The organism is Pedobacter ginsengisoli (assembly GCF_002736205.1).
In the GTDB taxonomy this organism is placed as follows: Bacteria; Bacteroidota; Bacteroidia; order Sphingobacteriales; family Sphingobacteriaceae; genus Pedobacter; species Pedobacter ginsengisoli_A.
Genome location: NZ_CP024091.1, coordinates 823,113 through 840,244, shown reverse-complemented (window position 1 = coordinate 840,244; position 17,132 = coordinate 823,113). Strand labels below are relative to the sequence as shown.

The following is a 17,132-nucleotide window of genomic DNA, read 5'->3' as shown; positions in this document are numbered from 1 at the left end:
AAGATTAATTGGTTAATAATTTAATGTTAGTCCGGCGCCATAACCCATATCACTGTCATAGTGGGTGGACAGGCCAAAATATTTGGTAACGATGTATCTAAACCCCGCCATATACTCTTTATCGGTATTGACCATAAATTGAAAGCGCAATCTTTTGGATATAGGTACATCTTCTCTCATCAATTGAAATCTCACGTTTCCTTTATGATCGACAGAAGCATCTGCAACAATTAACATTGGTAAAGTGTATTGTACCCCCAAATGAAATACCTGTCTAAAGTTTTTGGTATTGCCCTGTCCGAAGAGATTATCCCCGGGTGCTGGAGATTGCCCAAAAATATTCTTTTCCATCGGATCAACCGTTCGTTTACGGAAATCCCAACCAACATAGGGAAAGAGCCATTGATTTCTTCCAAGGTATCTCCCAAAATGACTTTCGCTTTCATAACCATGATGGGATTTAAAGCCCACTCTCCATTCGGTAGTAAAACGGTATCGGGTATTGGCCAGCATGATTTCACCGTCACTTCCATTGCTTTCAATTCCAACTCTCGCCATGGGATGAAATTCCCTGTCATCACTAAACAACTTACGCTGCGCTAATTTTGGGTTAGGAATTTCTGGATTAGGCGGAGAGTTTTCATAACTGAACACTCTGCCCATTCCGCTCATCATGTGGTACAGAATATGGCAATGGAAAAACCAATCACCACCTGGTTCTGATGCTGCAAATTCAAGAGTATCCCTTTCCATGGGCATAATGTCGATGATGTTCTTCATGGGAGCATATTCGCCTTGTCCATTGACAACCCTGAAATCATGACCATGCAGATGCATAGGGTGGCGCATCATACTGTTGTTAAACAAAATGACCCGAACGTTTTCTCCTTTCTTAATCAGGATTTTATCACTTTCTGAAACCGTTTTATTATCTAAAGTCCAGACATATCGGTTCATATTCCCTGTTAGATCAAACTTTAGCTCTTTCCACGGGCCATTAGGTAAAGTCGTTTTCTTTGGATCACGAAGCATATTATAGTTCAACGTAACGATGTCAGGACTTTCCGCTGTCATATCCATACCTGCCATGTTTTTTTCGTTAGACATTTGCATCCCCGGCATAGCTGCTTTTTTGTTTTCTTTTTTCGGGGTCTCTTCACCCGTTACTTCGGGATACATTACCGTGTTCATGTCCATAACCTGGTTCTGCATTTTCATGCCCTCCATTTCGATCATGTTGCCGTTCATATCCATCATGTCATTCATCATCTTCATTCCGGCAAAATATTTCAGCTTAGGCAGTTTTTGAGCAGGAACTTTTTCTCCCTTACCCAACCAAAGGGAAGCAGATTTGGTGCGGTCTTCGGGCGTAACCAAAAATTCGTAGCTTTTATTTTCGGGAATGGTGACCACCACATCATACGTTTCGGATACAGCTATAATTAGCCTGTCAACTTCTACAGGCTCGACATCATTTCCATCGGTAGCTACCACGGTTATTTTACCACCGGAATAAGTTAACCAGAAATAATCAGATGCCCCGCCATTGGCAATACGAAGTCTTACCTTATCTCCGGCTTTAAATTGTGGCTGCTCATTTTGGTTCTTACCATTGATCAGAAAAGTATCATAGTACACATCACTTACATCCATTGCATTCATACGCTTCCACTCATTGGCCACTTTGGTTTTAAAATGACCTGTTCTAATGGCTTCGGCATAACTTTGGGTCGTTCCTTTTTTAATGGCAAACCAATCGTTGGCATTTTTCAGGCTTCGGTGTACTTCTTCTGGTTTCATATCTGTCCATTCACTAAGTACCACCGGAACGGTTGGAATGTCCCATTCTTTTCTTTTGTTCATGATAAAAGCACCATACATACCAATCTGCTCTTGCAGTTCGCTATGGCTATGGTACCAATGAGTGCCATGCTGAACAATTGGAAATTTATAGATGTACGTAGAATGCGGCTTAATGGGCATTTGGGTTAGAAATGGCACACCATCCATTTTATTCGGCAAAAACAGGCCATGCCAATGCAGAGATGTTTCTTCATCGAGTTTATTATGTACATATATCAATGCTGTATCGCCTTGGGTAAAAGTGAGTGTTGGCATTGGTATCTGTCCGTTTACAGCTATTGCCCTTTTTGTTTTTTTTCCAAAGGTTACTGTAGTATCGGCAATATAAAGGTCATAGCGAACAGTACGGGGTGGTTGGGTAAAAGCAATGGTTTTGATGGGGCCCAAATTTGATTTGGCTTTTTTAATGTTTTCCATTGTAGCACTATTGTCTCCCATCTGCATACCTTCCATGTTCTCCATTCCATCCTTTGGAGCATCTTTCATAGGCATCTGCATTTCGTCATGTTTGGTGGGAGCTGCTTTAGCTTTTTCAGGTACCAATTTCATTCCACACTTAGGACAATTGCCTGGCTTGGGTGCATGAATTTCGGGATGCATTGGACAGGTGTAAGTTACCTTCTGCGCTGGCTCATCGCTGTCTTGCTTTTTATCAGGTATTTTCATATTTTCCATACCTTCTTTTTTTGATGGATCCGTCTTTTTCTCTTTTGCCCCAGGTTTCGGTTTAGCAGCCTTTACCTTTTGAACAACGAGTTTCATTCCACATTTAGGACAATTACCGGGCTTGTTGGATTGTATTTCCGGGTGCATTGGGCAAGTGTAAATAACCCGCGACTGCTTCGTACTTTCATTGTCAGGCATTTTCATTTTCTTCATATCCTGGGCAGAAACCGCAGAATAGAAGATCAATAAGAAAACCGTTAGTATATTTTTCATTTCTTTGATGATTAATGGTTAGTTAAAATTCTTTTTGTTTAAACTATCCTTTGAATTTTGCACCCAGTTCATTAGCAACAATTTTTCCGTTTTAGTCAAAATGGCATTTCTATGGATTAGGGTATAGGAGTTCAGGGGCATACTGCCATCCTTTAAACTATTTTCTATTGAGCGCAGTTTACTTTGCTGTCTTCTTGAGGTATAAGAACCAAATTCGCTAAAATTTAATTCAGCTTTCCCGGATTGAATATGATTGTTCATAAACCAGTGCATGGGCTGCATATTAACATACCAGGGATACTCAGTATTATTACTATGGCAGTCATAACAGGCTTTTTTTAGAATACCCTGTACATCTGAGGGTACAGAAACTATTTTAGAAATATCATTTGGCATAACCTGCCTGCTTTTATTGCGGGCAGGTTGTACAAATTGAATAAGTATAAAGATCACCAATAGTCCAAGAAGTATTTTCTTTATGCCTTTCATGGCCTATTATTTTAATTCTTCTTTAACAGTACCGCAAGTTGGCATGGCTTTTCCCAGATAAGGGTTTTTAATATCCTTTACTTCGCTCAACCAGATTGCTCCCTTATTGTTATTGTACATCGGGCAGTGATCCACATACAGCGATTGATTAGCGCCAAGTAGTTTAACGAGGTCGTACATATCCTTACTCAACATATCAAAATGTTCACGCTGGTGTGCAATATTTCCAACATTAGCTCCAATATGCTCGGCATGTTCTTTAGCATCATCGTATATATCGGTATAAGCTTTATCCTGTTCTGGAGTTAAAGATTTTTTGTCGAAACTGGCAAAGGCAGTTACCATTTCATTTCCTGCTGCTGCCGCGTCTTTATCATTGTCATTTGTAAAGGCATTTTTTAATTTGAGGTATGAGGCTAATACTGCGGCAGTAGAAGTACCTTTTTCTGAAGATCCAGATGCAACGGCCGTTGTTACTTTAGCATCTGCAGAAGTGGTTGATTTAGTTTTATTACTGCCATTAGAGCAGGCTGCTAAAAATAATAAGGAAAAAACTGAACTATAAATTAATGTTTTCATCGTGTTTAAATTAAAATCGTTTTAAATGTTTGATTACCTGCTTAGCGGAACAAAGTGTATTTATGTGATCCTATGGCAGAATTGTTCAGTAAAATCCGCATGTCAATTGTATACCAGAACACCCAATAAAGGTGAAGCTGTGGAATTAACAAACAGAATTACTTTAGAGTTTCTTTAACTGCCCCGCAGGTTAGCATTTGTTTACCGAAGTAGGGATTTTTGATCGCCTCATTCTCAGAAAGCCAATAACTCTTTTTCATTGGGCAATAGTCATAATAAACCGGGTCTTTAGTAAGTTTTACTGCCTTAGCCAGTTTAAAAAGATTTGTTGAAAAATTAGCGAAATGCTCCCTTTGGTGGGCAATGTCTTTTGTTTCTGAGATATGTTTGGCATCAAATGCAAGTTTATCCTGAAACCCCATGAAGGCTGTCATTTCTGCTTTGGGCATAGACTTCATGTCAACACTTGCCAATGCTTTAGAAAATTCGCTTGCTTTTGATGCTGCCACTGCCGCATCAGAGTTTACTAAGGCATTTTTGATGTCATAGTAAGAAGTTAACAATGATTGTGTCTGAGTACTTTGAGCGAAACTCGGGTTGATCCATGCAGTTGCAATTACAGCAACTACTAAAAATATCTTTTTCATGATGTAATAATTTAATGTTTATACTAATTCTTGGCCATAGCAATAGCTATGCGAAGTGTATCATATGCCGATACCCTATTTTACCGGGTCCAACATCTCACATTAAATCTTATATCTGAAAACTTTGAATGTCTATGCGAATGTCCCTGTTAGGCGGTCTTTCTCTGTGATCTGCATAGGCGCCCCGACCAAGTTCAACATCGGTTACGGGAATTAATAAAGAGTAAGAATGATCAGTAAGCCACAATACAGGTAAAACTACCTGCACTTTGCTCATTTCAGGAACTAATTTGCTTTGAGTAGCCAAATCATTCACTAAAGTTTTACAGCAAGGATCTTCTTTTGTAAAATTCTGCCCAGATATTGGGGTAGTTTTGTGTTCATGTCCACCTGCATGATGGTGATCATGATCTTTGTGTCCATGATGAGCAGGTTTAGCATGGTAATGATTTTCATCATGATGATCCACCTCCATTGCTAAAGCACAGCCAAAACCCACAACGGTATTGAGCAAAAATATCACTAACAGAAAGATAGCTTTACTTTTCATGATTAAACAAACCTATATAATTATGCAAATATAAATTTACATAATTCCGCATTTTTTTTACATCTAAATAGCGCCTATACGCTAACAACCCACCGTATGTAGCATAGATTCTTCCAAAATTTGCTGTCTGCCAATGTAAAACGAAACCATAAGCATCTAGTACTAAATGCTCCAATTAAAAAATTTATGCATTTTTCCCACGGAATATCTACCTTTTGCAATACTCTATTTTTAAACCTTCTATCGAAAATTTCGGCATAAATCTCTAACTAAGGAAGCTCAAACATAATTTAATAAAAAACCTGATAATCGTTCAACTAAAGATACATTGCGCTCAAGCATTCTGTTCTAGTTTTAGCATTGATCTAAATCAAATATAGTTCAGTATGAATGGCTCACAGTTAATTGAAACATTTCGCACAACTTTTTGTAATTTCATTAGATTCGTGTTACTAAAATCCAGTAAATAACGCATGGTGATGACCTTGGATTCTCGATTAGGCAGTTCATCTGCATATTTAGTGAATTAGTAATTTTGCAAAACAATAACACTCCATGAAAAATGAAAACTGAAACCATACAAAGCTATATAGACTCCCATTTTTCTTTTTTTGAGCCTGACTTAAAAAAAGTTTTAATTGAAAACGGCACACTAAAAACATTTGTTGCAGACGAAATGCTCATGCAAACGGGGCAAAATATGCGGTCCACGACGCTAATTGTTGAGGGATTGGTGAAGCTGTATCGTGAGGGAGACGACGGCAATGAGTTTTTTATGTACTATCTGCAACCGGGCAATGCCTGTGCCTTGTCTATGATCTGTGCAACCAAGCAAGAAACCAGCGAGGTGATGGCTAAGGCTGTTGAGCCAACAATTGGCTTGATGATTCCAATATCGCTAATGGATACCTTAATGAAGGAATACAAGACCTGGTATTACTTTGTACTGGAAACCTACAGAAATCGTTTTGAAGAATTATTGACCGTTATCGACAACATTGCTTTTAAGAGTATGGATGAACGATTAGCATTTTATCTGGAAAAACAATTCAAGGATTTAAAAACCAGATCAATATCCGTCACACACGGGGATATCGCCAACGACCTGAATTCTTCACGAGAGGTGATCTCCAGATTATTAAAAAAAATGGAGCAGCGTGGCGAAGTCGCCTTACATAGAAATTACATTCAATACCTCAAATAACTCATCGGTGACCTAAGTCACCTTTATTGACTGTCAGAACTTCCAACTTTGTCTTAAATAGATTAGAAATGGAAGTAATTGCATATTTAGCGTCGGCATTTATCGGCATCTCATTAGGTCTGATTGGCGGAGGCGGCTCTATCCTAACCGTACCAGTATTGGTTTATCTTTTTGGGATCGCTCCTCTTCTGGCCACTTCTTACTCACTTTTTATAGTTGGCTCAACAAGCCTGATTGGGGCAGTCAATAACTATCGCGAAGGTCAGGTGAACCTTAAAGCAGCCCTCTTCTTTGGCGCAGCATCAATTGTCACTGTCTTTGCGACCAGAAAACTCATTATACCAGCTATTCCAGAGAAGTTATTCACTATAGCTGGTCATACCATTACCAGCGCGTTAGCCACCATGGTGTTTTTCGGAGTACTGATGTTAACGGCCTCGATAAGCATGATTCGAAGTAAACATGATGATGCACAGGAACAGGAGTGCAAAGACTGCATTAAATTCTTCAAACTTCTAGGCTATGGGATTGCTATTGGACTGGTAACCGGACTGTTAGGAGCAGGAGGAGGTTTCTTACTAATCCCTGCCCTGGTCTTGTTATTAAAATTACCCATGAAAAAAGCAGTCGGAACCTCTTTACTTATCATTGCACTGAATTCCCTGATCGGTTTTGCGGGAGACCTGGGGCATTTTCAAATCCACTGGAAATTCTTACTCAGCGTCAGCGCAATTGCCATAACCGGCCTGCTTGCTGGAAACCTCATCAGTAAAAGAATTCCCGGATCAGGACTCAAAAAAGCGTTCGGCTGGTTTGTCCTGTTCATGGGCATTTATATCATTTTAAAAGAATTTTTAAAATAACAAGAGTTGGGTGATTTTAGTCACCGTTTGGCGCTCACTTTCTGCCGAAATTTGATGTATACAAAAGAATTAAAAAAAAGAACATGATTATTGAACAGATTTATACCGGATGTTTGGCACAAGGCGCCTATTACATTCAATCAGGTAATGAGGCTGCCATTATCGATCCTTTAAGAGAAGTCGCTCCTTATATCGAAAAAGCCGCAGGTAATAATGCCACCATTAAATATGTATTTGAAACACATTTTCACGCTGATTTTGTTTCGGGCCATGTAGATCTGTCTAAACAAACCGGGGCACTGATTATTTATGGCCCGAATGCCAATCCGACTTTCGAGGCGCATATTGCAAAAGACGGCGAGCTTTTTAAGCTGGGAAAACTCACGATTAAGGTTTTGCATACTCCAGGCCATACCATGGAGTCCACCTCCTACCTGCTTATAGATGAACACGGAAAGGAAATCGCATTATTTTCAGGCGATACGCTATTTATAGGCGATGTCGGCCGTCCTGACCTTGCACAAAAAGCAGCACACATGACCCAGGAAGAGCTTGCAGGGGTATTATTTGATTCACTGCGTCAAAAGGTAATGACTTTGAGCGATGATCTTATTGTTTATCCTGCCCATGGTGCCGGCTCTGCCTGTGGTAAAAATATGAGCAAAGAAACTACTGATACCTTAGGACACCAGAAATTGACTAATTATGCACTCAGGGTCGATATGACAAGAGAAGAATTCATTAAAGAGGTGACTGAAGGGCTTACCGCACCTCCAGCTTATTTCCCGTTGAATGTGAAAATGAACAGGGAAGGATACGACAGCTTTACTGCAGTACTGGAAAAAGGCACGCATGCATTAACACCCGATGCTTTCGAATTGATGGCAAATGAAACCAGCTCATTACTGCTGGATACCAGAGATGCCCAATTGTTCGCAAAAGCATTTATCCCCAATTCAATTAACATTGGTATCGATGGTAGTTTTGCACCATGGGTGGGTGCATTGATACCGGATATACAGCAACCGATTCTGTTAATTGCGGATGAGGGACGAGAAGAAGAAGTGGTGACCAGGTTGTCAAGAGTGGGCTATGATCATGCCATCGGTTTCCTTAAAGGTGGAATTGATGCCTGGATTAAAAGTGGCAGAGAAACAGACGAAATCATCTCCATAACAGCAGAGCAATTGGCCGACCGAAGAGAAAAATCGGGGAATTTAAATATCCTGGATGTCCGCAAGGAATCGGAATACTTTTCTGAGCATTTACTGAATGCTAAAAATGTACCATTAGACTACATCAATGAGCACATGCCAAAAATTGACAAGGATAGAATCTATTACGTGCATTGTGCCGGTGGATACCGATCAATGATTTTCAACTCCATTCTGCGTGCCCGTGGTTTTGAGAACCTTATCGATATCAAAGGTGGCTTTAAGGCCTTGAAAGAATCGGGCAAGCTTCAACTATCCGATTATGTTTGTCCAAGTAAAATGACCAATCCATAAACTGTTATGCTGGAACTATTAAGACAACCCTGGCCTTGGTATACCTCAGGGGCTGCCATTGCCTTTATTATGGTTTTGCTGCTTATTTTCGGAAAATCCTTCGGCTTTTCATCTAATTTAAGAACCCTGTGCACCCTTGCCGGTGCGGGCAAAAGACACCAGTTTTTTGACTTTGACTGGAAGACTCAAAAATGGAACCTGCTGTTTCTCCTTGGCGCTGTTCTTGGCGGTGTTATTGCAGCGACCTTACTCAAGAGCGAGATCCCCATGGCTTTATCGCAATCCACAATTGATGATCTGGCAAAGCTGAACATTATTTTTGATGGACAATTGAATCCATCACAGCTGTTCGGATATCAGCTCATTAGTTCCCCTAAGGGAATAGTGATCTTGCTGGCCGGTGGAGCTTTAGTCGGCTTTGGGTCCCGCTATGCCGGCGGTTGTACCTCCGGACATGCAATCAGCGGTTTATCAAACTTACAACTTCCCTCCTTACTTGCCGTAATTGGCTTCTTTACCGGGGGCTTAGCGATGACACATTTTTTATTACCATTAATATTTTAAAAACATGAAAGGAGTAAAGTTTATACTGACAGGAATACTATTTGGTATTGTAATGGCAAAATCTGAGGCCATTTCCTGGTACAGAATTCAGGAGATGTTCCGTTTTCAGTCCTTCCATATGTACGGAATTATTGGGACAGCAGTAATTCTCGGTATGCTTGCCGTATACCTCATCAAAAAAACTAAACTCAGGAATATTCAGGGCCAACCGATCGTCTTGCATGACAAGGACAAAAGCTGGTCGCGTTACCTGATCGGAGGTTCAATTTTTGGGCTGGGCTGGGCGTTAACCGGTGCCTGCCCGGGACCAATGTTTGTAAATATCGGGTACGGATACTGGGCTATGATCATTGTCGTATTGGGCGCTCTAAGTGGAACTTACCTCTACGGTACTATTAAAAATAAGTTACCGCATTAAGATAATAGGAAAATGGCTAAAACCTTAAGGTTAGCCATTTAAAAATGCTAGACTTGCATTGAGAAATGTTTGCCAGTAAAACGGCAATCTCGCCAAGAATCATTTTAAAAAATCACAATACCTACGCTGATGACCGATAGAAAATTACATTGGGAGAACGTATACAACACCAAAGCTTCCCAGCAGGTGAGCTGGGCACAGGATGTGCCGCAAACTCCCCTGCATTTCATAGATAGTTTTGACCTATCGGAAGCAGCCAGCATTATTGATATTGGTGGTGGCGACAGTAAATTGGTTGATCATCTATTGGACCGGGGTTATCGGAATATTACTGTACTTGACATTTCCGCAGTCGCACTGGAAAAAGCTAAAAAGCGTTTAGGCAATAGGGCCAATCTGGTAAAATGGATCGTTTCGGACATCGCCGAATTTAAGCCCGACCAGTGTTATGATCTTTGGCATGACAGAGCAACCTTTCACTTCCTAACCACACCCGAAGAAATTGAAAGCTACCTAAAAATTGCACAGCAAGCCGTAAAAGAGTACCTCGTCATAGGCACCTTTTCAGAAAATGGACCAAAAAAATGCAGTGGCTTAGAAATTAAGCAATATTCTGAGAACCAGTTAAGCCGGCAATTATCCGGAGGCTTCCAGAAATTGCATTGCATTACCGAAGATCATATTACACCATTTAATACCATCCAAAACTTTTTATTCTGCAGCTTTAAAAGAAGCAATTAGCCTGTTGAGTGTCTCTTTCCTGCATAACAATTTTCCGGTTCACAGAAAAAAGGCAGACATTAAATTTATGTATCACATTTAACATGCAAATACCTTCTTTTAGAAAATAGTTGCTTTCATTTAGTGGTACACCATCATAAAAAGAGGTGATTTTGGTCACGCCGTTAAAAACCAACAACAAGTACTTTTATCGCATAATTCTGAACTAAGACTACTACGTGGAGGTAATTAGCGAATCGTATATGGATAGAAAAAGATTAAAAAAAAGATGGAAATGGCTCAGCGTTCTTGGCCCCGGATTAACTACCGGAGCAGCGGATGATGACCCTTCTGGCATTGCTACATATGCGCAGACAGGGGCGCAATTTGGTTATGGTCAGCTCTGGACAGCATTGTATATGCTGCCATTCATGACCGCTGTGCAGGAATCATGTGCCCGTATCGGACTGGTTACGGGTAAGGGAATAGCAGCTGTTGTCAGACAGCACTACAGCCGCCCGGTGCTTTATTTTGTGGTGGGCCTGGTGGTGGTAGCCAATACCATTAACATCGGGGCGGATATCGGTGCAATGGCAGCCGCAGCGCAACTGCTTATCCCCTTACCATTTGTCGTGCTCACCTTCACCTTTACAGGAACCATTCTACTACTTGAAATCTATACCAGTTACCATGTCTATTCCAGGATATTAAAATGGCTTGCGCTCACCCTGCTGGCCTACCCTGTTACCGTTTTTATCATCGATCAGCCATGGCAGACGGTACTCTGGGCCACGGTAATTCCACACTTTGAATTCAACTTTTCATTCCTGTTCATCATTACCGGCGTATTTGGTACAACAATTACCCCCTATATGTTCTTTTGGGAGGCTTCACAGGAAGTTGAGGAAGCGCATGAAAATGGAAGGATAAGAAATGAAAAACACAAAATAAGCTGGAACCTGATTCATGCGATGCGAAAGGACAATACCATAGGAATGATCATTTCTGAATTTACGACCTGGTGCATACTGCTGGTGGCTGCAACAGTTTTACACAACAGTGGTGTGAGAGACATTAAAAACGCCGCTGATGCTGCCAGGGCATTAGAACCACTGGTTGACTCCTTTCCAAATGCCGGTTATTTATCTAAATTAATATTTTCAGTGGGGATCATTGGCCTGGGATTATTGGCAGTTCCGGTGTTATCAGGTTCAGCTGCCTATGCAGTATCAGAAGCATTCAACTGGAAGGCCAGCCTGAATCTAAAACTAAACAAAGCTCCCGGATTCTATGGCATTATCATCATCTCTACCCTGATCGGATTAACCATGAATTTCATCGGCATTGATCCTGTAAAAGCGCTTATTTACACTGCAGTTATAAACGGGATTGCTGCCGTTCCCCTGCTTTTTTTAATTATAAAAATTGCAGCCAGCGATACAATCATGGGGGAATATAAAAGTGGCTGGTTGTCTAAAATCCTTTTATGGATGACCTTTATCATCATGGGAGCTGCGGCACTGGGGTTGATCATACTGATCTAAGCAAGTGATTACTGACAACACTGACAAAGAGAAAAAATATCGTGCTTAATATCATCCTGCTTGATGACCATGATCACCTCCCGGGTGTTCCTTTTCCCTGAAATTTGCTTAACAGAATTGTCTTTGCTTATCAATATACCGATTATGAAAACATTATTATTGCTGACTGATTTTTCCGCTACGGCCAACCATGCGGTAGCATTTGGATATGACTTTGCAAAAATGCTGGAAGCGGAAGTGATCCTTTGCAATGTGGTTAACGTACCTGCCGAAATCCCTCAGTACGAATCTATACTACTTCCTATCGAACAATACAGCCGGATTGAAGAAGAAAGCATTGAGGGGCTCAAAAGATTAAAAAAGCAACTGGAGCACCAGGATCACAGTAAAGGATTCCATCCTCCTGTCAGTTACTTGTGTCAAACAGGTGTGCTTACCGAAGAGATTGACGATGTGATCTCCAAAAGACAGATAGACCTGATCATCATGGGAACCCATGCCAGCAGCGGCCTGAGGCACTTGTTGCTAGGTAATCACACCAGATACATGGTGGATGCTTGCTCAGTACCGCTGTTATTGGTATCACCCGAAGAAAATGTAGGTAAGATCAAATGGATCGCCTTTGCCACCGATTTAAATATTGCGGAAATTCCTGCACTTAACCGACTGGCAGAATTTGCGGCGCGTTTGCAGGCGGAAATCATTCTGATGAATGTTCGTGACGAAAGCCCATGTCTGGAAAAAGATCTTAAAAAGGAACAGTTCCGCACTGAACTTGTAAAAGAATGTCATTATCCCAAGATCTCCTTCCAATCGGTGGTTGACCATTCGATTGTAAAAGGTTTAGAAAAGCTTTGCAGGGAAAATGGCAAAAACGGACTGCTGAGTATTGTGCACCGGGACCGCAATTTCATTAATGAAATTCTAACCGGTAGTCAAACGCAAAAGTTAGCTAAAAAATTGGTTTTACCCTTAATGGTGATGCCTTCAAAAATCAAATGAATCACAAACTATACCGCCATGAATTACCGTCAAATCACTGATCTGGTTGGAACCGATGAAAATCTTTTTACTTACCAGTGCCAGGCCGTTACCAAGCAAACCCTAAATCTTCCCGGGCCAGATTATATAGATCGGATTCTTCTCGCCTCGGCAAGGAGCAATCAGACACTACGAAGCCTTGAAACCATTTATAATTCAGGGAGGCTTTCCGGCACAGGGTACCTGTCTATATTACCTGTAGACCAGGGTATAGAGCACAGTGCTGGCGCCTCATTCAGTGCAAACCGGATGTATTTTGATCCGGAAAACATTGTCAGGCTGGCCATTGAAGGTGGCTGCAATGCAGTGGCAACTACCGTGGGTAACCTTGCCATTATAGGAAGGAAATACGCCCACAAAATCCCGCTGATCGCAAAGATCAATCACAACGAATTGCTGAGCTGTCCCAATAAGCATGACCAGATCATGTATGCCTCAGTAAAAAACGCATGGAATACCGGGGCTGTTGGCATCGGAGCCACCATCTATTTTGGATCCAAAGAATTTTCCCGGCAGCTTATCGCAGTGTCCAATGCTTTTGAGCAGGCTCATGAACTGGGTATGGCAACCATATTATGGTGTTACTTGCGAAACGAGAACTTCGTGGAGGATGAGGTGGATTACCATACTTCGGCTGATCTGACCGGACAGGCCAACTATCTTGGGGTCAGCCTGCAGGCTGATCTGATCAAACAGAAGCTGCCTGAAAACAACGGTGGCTATGAAGCCCTTAACCGTTATGGTAAGGCTTTCGGTAAATATACCAAAGAAATGTATAGCCAGCTGTGTACAGCCCACCCGATTGATCTTTGCCGCTATCAGGTTTTGAATTGTTACTCAGGAAGAATCGGATTGATCAACTCTGGAGGCCCCTCAAATGGCAAAGACGATTTCAAAGACGCACTTCGAACCGCAGTGATCAACAAGCGGGCAGGCGGGACCGGGGTCATCGCTGGCAGAAAAGCCTTTCAAAGACCATTCCCAGAAGGTGTTGAACTGCTGAACGCCATACAGGATGTCTACCTGGAAAAACAGATTGATATCGCCTGAGGAATTGCAAAAAACGATCCCAGTTATTCCAATAAGATATCGGCAAATACTCCTTGAGCAATGTATAAATCTTTAATTTTTGGAATCATGGGCAGCTGTAACCACAAAATGGTCACAGCTAAAGAGCAATACATCTTCATTCGGGGTCATAACTTTCACCGGAATACTCAGTTCGGTCTGGATTTTGACCCTCAAGGCTTCCTGAGCACAAGGCTCCCCATGAACCAGCATAATCTGTGCAGGTGCTTTTTTGAATTTTCTGATCCAGGCCATCAGTTCGGATTGATCTGCGTGCGCGGATAATCCCTCCAGCTCCTGCACCCTGGCCTTAACAGGATAATACTTTCCATGAATTTTAACTTCATGGGTATGGTTCAACAAAGCACGCCCGCGTGTTCCTTCGGCCTGAAAACCAATGATCAGAATGGTATTTCTGTTGTCTTCAAGGTAATGTTCCAGATATTGCAGGACCCTTCCACCGGTTAACATGCCACTGGCAGCAATCACTATTTTACTGCTTTTATCCTTAATGAAGCCTACAGTATTGCTGTAATCCTGATTGATGGTGATGTGGTTGTTCATCTGTTGAAATTCTGCTCTGCCAATCTTCATGTAATCCTCTGCATAAGTTAATGAAATACCTGTGGCAGCTGCAGCCATCGGGCTATCCATGATTATGGGCAGGTTTAAAGGAATTTTTCCCTGTTTCTTTAAACTATTCAACAGGTAGATCAGTTCCTGTGCCCGGCCGACTGCAAAACTTGGGATCAGCACATTGCCTTTGCGGGCAATGGTATCGTTGATTATTGCCGCGAGCTCCTGGTAAGGGTCATTCGTTCCGTGAAGCCGGTCTCCGTATGTGGATTCCATAACAATATAGTCTGCATCGGTAAAATAATCCGGTGGATTGAGGATCGCGCTTTGCGGGCGTCCGATATCACCCGAAAAGATGATTTTCTTTCCAAAGCAGTTCAATTCGACCGAACAGGCACCCAGAATATGACCGCAGGTTTTAAACTGAAAATGGATGTGGTCGCTTAAACGGACAAAAATATTGGGATCCCGAACCGTAAAAAATCTGAATGATGCTTTTGCATCTTCAACCGTATAAAGCGGTTTGGCCGGATGATGTTTTGTATAATGGTGCTTATTGGCATTTTCTGCATCCTCCTGCTGTATTTTGGCACTATCAAGGAGAATGAGCTGTGTCAGCTCGCTGGTAGGCGCTGTCATATAAATTTCTCCCTTAAAGCCCTGTCTTACCAGCAGTGGGATATATCCGCAATGATCAAGGTGCGCGTGGGTCAGAATGATCAGATCAATTTCCCAGGCTTCGATACCCAAGGCAGTCCAGTTTTGTTCACGTAATGATTTGACACCCTGGAACAGTCCGCAATCTACAAGTATTGTCAGCTCTGGAGTTTTCAGTAAATGTTTTGAGCCGGTGACTGTCTGGGCAGCCCCAAGCGATTGAAGGATTATTTCATTCATGACCATATCAATTAGACAAGGTAAAGATGGGTTGATTTTTTGTCAACACCCATGACTGCGGGCACCTGATCGGATGATTTAAATCACGATTTAATGTGCGTCAACTCATGGGATATAAAATTCCGGAACCTGAAATTTACATTCATTAAACCCAATCATACCATGCAGCCAATAGCCATTCAAAGCAGTTCAGCATTCAGCGGGCAACTGACTAAAGAAATTTCTTCACTACGGAAATTTGCCCGGCAGTTTACTTCAGACCACCAAACCATCAACGATCTGGTTCAGGATACTTTGATTAAAGCCCTGCGATATTATCAGCAATTTCAGAACGGGACCAGTCTGAAGGCATGGCTATTTGTAATCATGAGAAATACCTATCGTAACAACTACAAAAAAAACCTCCTGAAACAGGCAACATTCAATTTTATTGAAGAGATCAGCGGATCTGCTCTCCAGCGGGCGTCCTCCCAAAATATGGGTGAGAGTAGATTCATCCAGCAGGACATTAGTCAGGCGATGAAAAAACTTTCGCAAAAACTCTATCTTCCAATTAAGCTCTTCAGCCTTGGCTACAAGTATTGTGAAATTGCCAGTCAGACAGGGGTTCCGATAGGAACCGTAAAAACACGGATTCATCTGGGACGGATCCAGCTAAAGCAATTACTTAGCGATTACAATTATGCCTGATAATAAGATCATCACTCTGACCTTCTCTCCTGCTATTGATAAGAGCGCATCGGTAGCCACATTGATTCCGGAAAAGAAATTGAGCTGTTCTACTCCCGTCTATGAGCCAGGGGGAGGTGGAATAAATGTTGCCAGGGCAATCAAAAGACTTGGCGGAAATGCAACAGCCATCTATTTGGCAGGCGGTTATCCCGGGAGATTTTTCACCCAGATGCTGTGCAAGGAAAACATAACAACCGTTCCTATCCAAACGATCAGCCTGACGAGGGAAAATCTGGTGATCAAAGAAGAAAGCACCCAAAAGCAATACCGTTTTGGGATGCCAGGAGCCATGGTCAGCGCTGCCGAATGCAATCGTTGCCTGAAAGCAATTGAGCAATCAGCAGACTTACAGTACCTGATTGTCAGTGGAAGCCTCCCTGCCGGCGTTCCGGCAACCATCTTCGGCAAACTCGCTGAAATCACCAGGGCAAAAAAAGCAAAACTTATTGTGGACACTTCCGGTCAGGCACTCAGGTATGCACTGCAGGCCGGTGTTTTTCTGATCAAGCCAAATCTGAAGGAACTGGCCTCATTGGTAAACGAAGAAACACTTAGTATAACGCAGGTGGAACAGGCATCTAAAACACTTATCAGCAAATATAAATGTGAAGTGATCATTACCTCCCTTGGCCCTGATGGCGCAATGCTGGTCACCGGTGATACCAGGGTTAGAATTTTTCCTCCGCAAGTTAAGGTGCAAAGCACCGTTGGTGCTGGTGACAGTATGCTGGCGGGAGTCATCATGGGACTTTATAAACAGAAAAACATGGTTGAATCCGCGCAATACGGTGTCGCCTGCGGGACGGCTGCGACATTAAACCCTGGAACTGAACTATGTCATTTGACAGACGTAGAACGTCTATATTGCATGATCAAGGATGCCGACTGCAAGGCTGGCGTGTCTTAAATATGTTGAACCGGCACTTGCAA

Annotated in this window: 18 protein-coding genes; 11 read left to right on the top strand and 7 right to left on the bottom strand. The window is 42.1% G+C overall.

Annotated elements, in window-relative coordinates; all coding sequences use genetic code 11:
- Positions 1-12 precede the first annotated feature (12 nt).
- The 6 genes from CPT03_RS03525 to CPT03_RS23330 form a co-directional block, all read right to left on the bottom strand.
- On the bottom strand, positions 13-2,742 hold the full coding sequence (locus tag CPT03_RS03525) for a multicopper oxidase domain-containing protein (RefSeq protein WP_410522626.1): 2,730 nt from the start codon (positions 2,740-2,742) through the stop codon (positions 13-15).
- 78 nt (positions 2,743-2,820) lie between these two features.
- Positions 2,821-3,291 (bottom strand): heme-binding domain-containing protein, encoded by a 471-nt coding sequence (locus tag CPT03_RS03520; protein ID WP_099437549.1) that lies wholly within the window; start codon positions 3,289-3,291, stop codon positions 2,821-2,823.
- Positions 3,292-3,297: 6 nt separating this feature from the next.
- Positions 3,298-3,870, bottom strand: coding sequence for a DUF3347 domain-containing protein (locus tag CPT03_RS03515; RefSeq protein ID WP_099437548.1), 573 nt, complete (start codon positions 3,868-3,870; stop codon positions 3,298-3,300).
- Between the two features lie 158 nt (positions 3,871-4,028).
- Complete coding sequence (locus CPT03_RS03510) at positions 4,029-4,517, bottom strand: DUF3347 domain-containing protein (RefSeq protein ID WP_099437547.1); 489 nt, start codon at positions 4,515-4,517, stop codon at positions 4,029-4,031.
- 109 nt (positions 4,518-4,626) lie between these two features.
- Complete coding sequence (locus CPT03_RS03505) at positions 4,627-5,067, bottom strand: hypothetical protein (RefSeq protein WP_099437546.1); 441 nt, start codon at positions 5,065-5,067, stop codon at positions 4,627-4,629.
- Positions 5,057-5,242, bottom strand: a complete 186-nt coding sequence (locus CPT03_RS23330; protein WP_099437545.1) for a hypothetical protein — start codon at positions 5,240-5,242, stop codon at positions 5,057-5,059. Before CPT03_RS23330 ends, CPT03_RS03505 begins: the two co-directional genes overlap by 11 nt.
- Before the next feature lie 387 nt (positions 5,243-5,629).
- Between CPT03_RS23330 and CPT03_RS03495 the strand changes: the two genes are divergently transcribed.
- The 9 genes from CPT03_RS03495 (at position 5,630) to CPT03_RS03455 (ending at position 13,979) form a co-directional block, all read left to right on the top strand.
- Entirely contained in the window at positions 5,630-6,271 is a 642-nt protein-coding gene (locus CPT03_RS03495; RefSeq protein ID WP_099437544.1) for a Crp/Fnr family transcriptional regulator, read from the top strand.
- A gap of 68 nt (positions 6,272-6,339) precedes the next feature.
- Positions 6,340-7,134: a sulfite exporter TauE/SafE family protein gene (locus tag CPT03_RS03490; RefSeq protein ID WP_099437543.1), complete on the top strand. Its 795-nt coding sequence runs from the start codon at positions 6,340-6,342 to the stop codon at positions 7,132-7,134.
- 83 nt (positions 7,135-7,217) lie between these two features.
- Positions 7,218-8,642, top strand: a complete 1,425-nt coding sequence (locus tag CPT03_RS03485; protein WP_099437542.1) for an MBL fold metallo-hydrolase — start codon at positions 7,218-7,220, stop codon at positions 8,640-8,642.
- Positions 8,643-8,648: 6 nt separating this feature from the next.
- Entirely contained in the window at positions 8,649-9,206 is a 558-nt protein-coding gene (locus CPT03_RS03480) for a YeeE/YedE family protein (protein ID WP_099437541.1), read from the top strand.
- Between the two features lie 4 nt (positions 9,207-9,210).
- Positions 9,211-9,624 carry a DUF6691 family protein gene (locus CPT03_RS03475; RefSeq protein WP_099437540.1) on the top strand — a complete coding sequence of 138 codons (414 nt, stop codon included), beginning with the start codon at positions 9,211-9,213 and terminating at the stop codon, positions 9,622-9,624.
- 129 nt (positions 9,625-9,753) lie between these two features.
- Positions 9,754-10,365, top strand: coding sequence for a class I SAM-dependent methyltransferase (locus CPT03_RS03470; protein WP_099437539.1), 612 nt, complete (start codon positions 9,754-9,756; stop codon positions 10,363-10,365).
- A 218-nt stretch (positions 10,366-10,583) separates the two neighbouring features.
- A complete protein-coding gene (locus CPT03_RS03465; RefSeq protein ID WP_245869960.1) occupies positions 10,584-11,888 on the top strand; it encodes an NRAMP family divalent metal transporter in 1,305 nt (434 codons plus the stop codon).
- A 144-nt stretch (positions 11,889-12,032) separates the two neighbouring features.
- On the top strand, positions 12,033-12,890 hold the full coding sequence (locus CPT03_RS03460) for a universal stress protein (RefSeq protein ID WP_157766339.1): 858 nt from the start codon (positions 12,033-12,035) through the stop codon (positions 12,888-12,890).
- 18 nt (positions 12,891-12,908) lie between these two features.
- On the top strand, positions 12,909-13,979 hold the full coding sequence (locus CPT03_RS03455) for a class I fructose-bisphosphate aldolase (RefSeq protein ID WP_099437536.1): 1,071 nt from the start codon (positions 12,909-12,911) through the stop codon (positions 13,977-13,979).
- A 72-nt stretch (positions 13,980-14,051) separates the two neighbouring features.
- On the opposite strand, the gene CPT03_RS03450 is transcribed toward CPT03_RS03455, so the two are convergent.
- The gene (locus CPT03_RS03450; protein ID WP_099437535.1) at positions 14,052-15,470 is read right to left on the bottom strand and encodes an MBL fold metallo-hydrolase RNA specificity domain-containing protein; all 1,419 of its coding nucleotides are present in this window, start codon (positions 15,468-15,470) and stop codon (positions 14,052-14,054) included.
- Between the two features lie 162 nt (positions 15,471-15,632).
- Here CPT03_RS03450 and CPT03_RS03445 point away from each other — a divergent pair, with 162 nt between their 5' ends.
- Together CPT03_RS03445 and CPT03_RS03440 are read left to right on the top strand one after the other, a co-directional pair.
- Entirely contained in the window at positions 15,633-16,160 is a 528-nt protein-coding gene (locus CPT03_RS03445; protein ID WP_157766338.1) for an RNA polymerase sigma factor, read from the top strand.
- Positions 16,153-17,109, top strand: a complete 957-nt coding sequence (locus CPT03_RS03440) for a 1-phosphofructokinase family hexose kinase (protein WP_099437533.1) — start codon at positions 16,153-16,155, stop codon at positions 17,107-17,109. The genes CPT03_RS03445 and CPT03_RS03440 overlap by 8 nt, the downstream gene beginning before the upstream one ends.
- Positions 17,110-17,132: the final 23 nt, after the last annotated feature.

Excerpts from the sequence above, each read along its gene's own strand:
- CPT03_RS03525 (WP_410522626.1), bottom strand. The coding sequence starts at position 2,742 with ATGAAGAAAATGAAAATGCCTGACAATGAAAGTACGAAGCAGTCGCGG.
- CPT03_RS03445 (WP_157766338.1), top strand. The coding sequence starts at position 15,633 with ATGCAGCCAATAGCCATTCAAAGCAGTTCAGCATTCAGCGGGCAACTG.
- CPT03_RS03480 (WP_099437541.1), top strand. The coding sequence starts at position 8,649 with ATGCTGGAACTATTAAGACAACCCTGGCCTTGGTATACCTCAGGGGCT.
- CPT03_RS03515 (WP_099437548.1), bottom strand. The coding sequence starts at position 3,870 with ATGAAAACATTAATTTATAGTTCAGTTTTTTCCTTATTATTTTTAGCA.
- CPT03_RS03495 (WP_099437544.1), top strand. The coding sequence starts at position 5,630 with ATGAAAACTGAAACCATACAAAGCTATATAGACTCCCATTTTTCTTTT.
- CPT03_RS03490 (WP_099437543.1), top strand. The coding sequence starts at position 6,340 with ATGGAAGTAATTGCATATTTAGCGTCGGCATTTATCGGCATCTCATTA.
- CPT03_RS03485 (WP_099437542.1), top strand. The coding sequence starts at position 7,218 with ATGATTATTGAACAGATTTATACCGGATGTTTGGCACAAGGCGCCTAT.
- CPT03_RS03460 (WP_157766339.1), top strand. The coding sequence starts at position 12,033 with ATGAAAACATTATTATTGCTGACTGATTTTTCCGCTACGGCCAACCAT.
- CPT03_RS03450 (WP_099437535.1), bottom strand. The coding sequence starts at position 15,470 with ATGAATGAAATAATCCTTCAATCGCTTGGGGCTGCCCAGACAGTCACC.
- CPT03_RS03520 (WP_099437549.1), bottom strand. The coding sequence starts at position 3,291 with ATGAAAGGCATAAAGAAAATACTTCTTGGACTATTGGTGATCTTTATA.
- CPT03_RS03470 (WP_099437539.1), top strand. The coding sequence starts at position 9,754 with ATGACCGATAGAAAATTACATTGGGAGAACGTATACAACACCAAAGCT.
- CPT03_RS03510 (WP_099437547.1), bottom strand. The coding sequence starts at position 4,517 with ATGAAAAAGATATTTTTAGTAGTTGCTGTAATTGCAACTGCATGGATC.
- CPT03_RS03475 (WP_099437540.1), top strand. The coding sequence starts at position 9,211 with ATGAAAGGAGTAAAGTTTATACTGACAGGAATACTATTTGGTATTGTA.
- CPT03_RS03505 (WP_099437546.1), bottom strand. The coding sequence starts at position 5,067 with ATGAAAAGTAAAGCTATCTTTCTGTTAGTGATATTTTTGCTCAATACC.
- CPT03_RS03440 (WP_099437533.1), top strand. The coding sequence starts at position 16,153 with ATGCCTGATAATAAGATCATCACTCTGACCTTCTCTCCTGCTATTGAT.
- CPT03_RS03455 (WP_099437536.1), top strand. The coding sequence starts at position 12,909 with ATGAATTACCGTCAAATCACTGATCTGGTTGGAACCGATGAAAATCTT.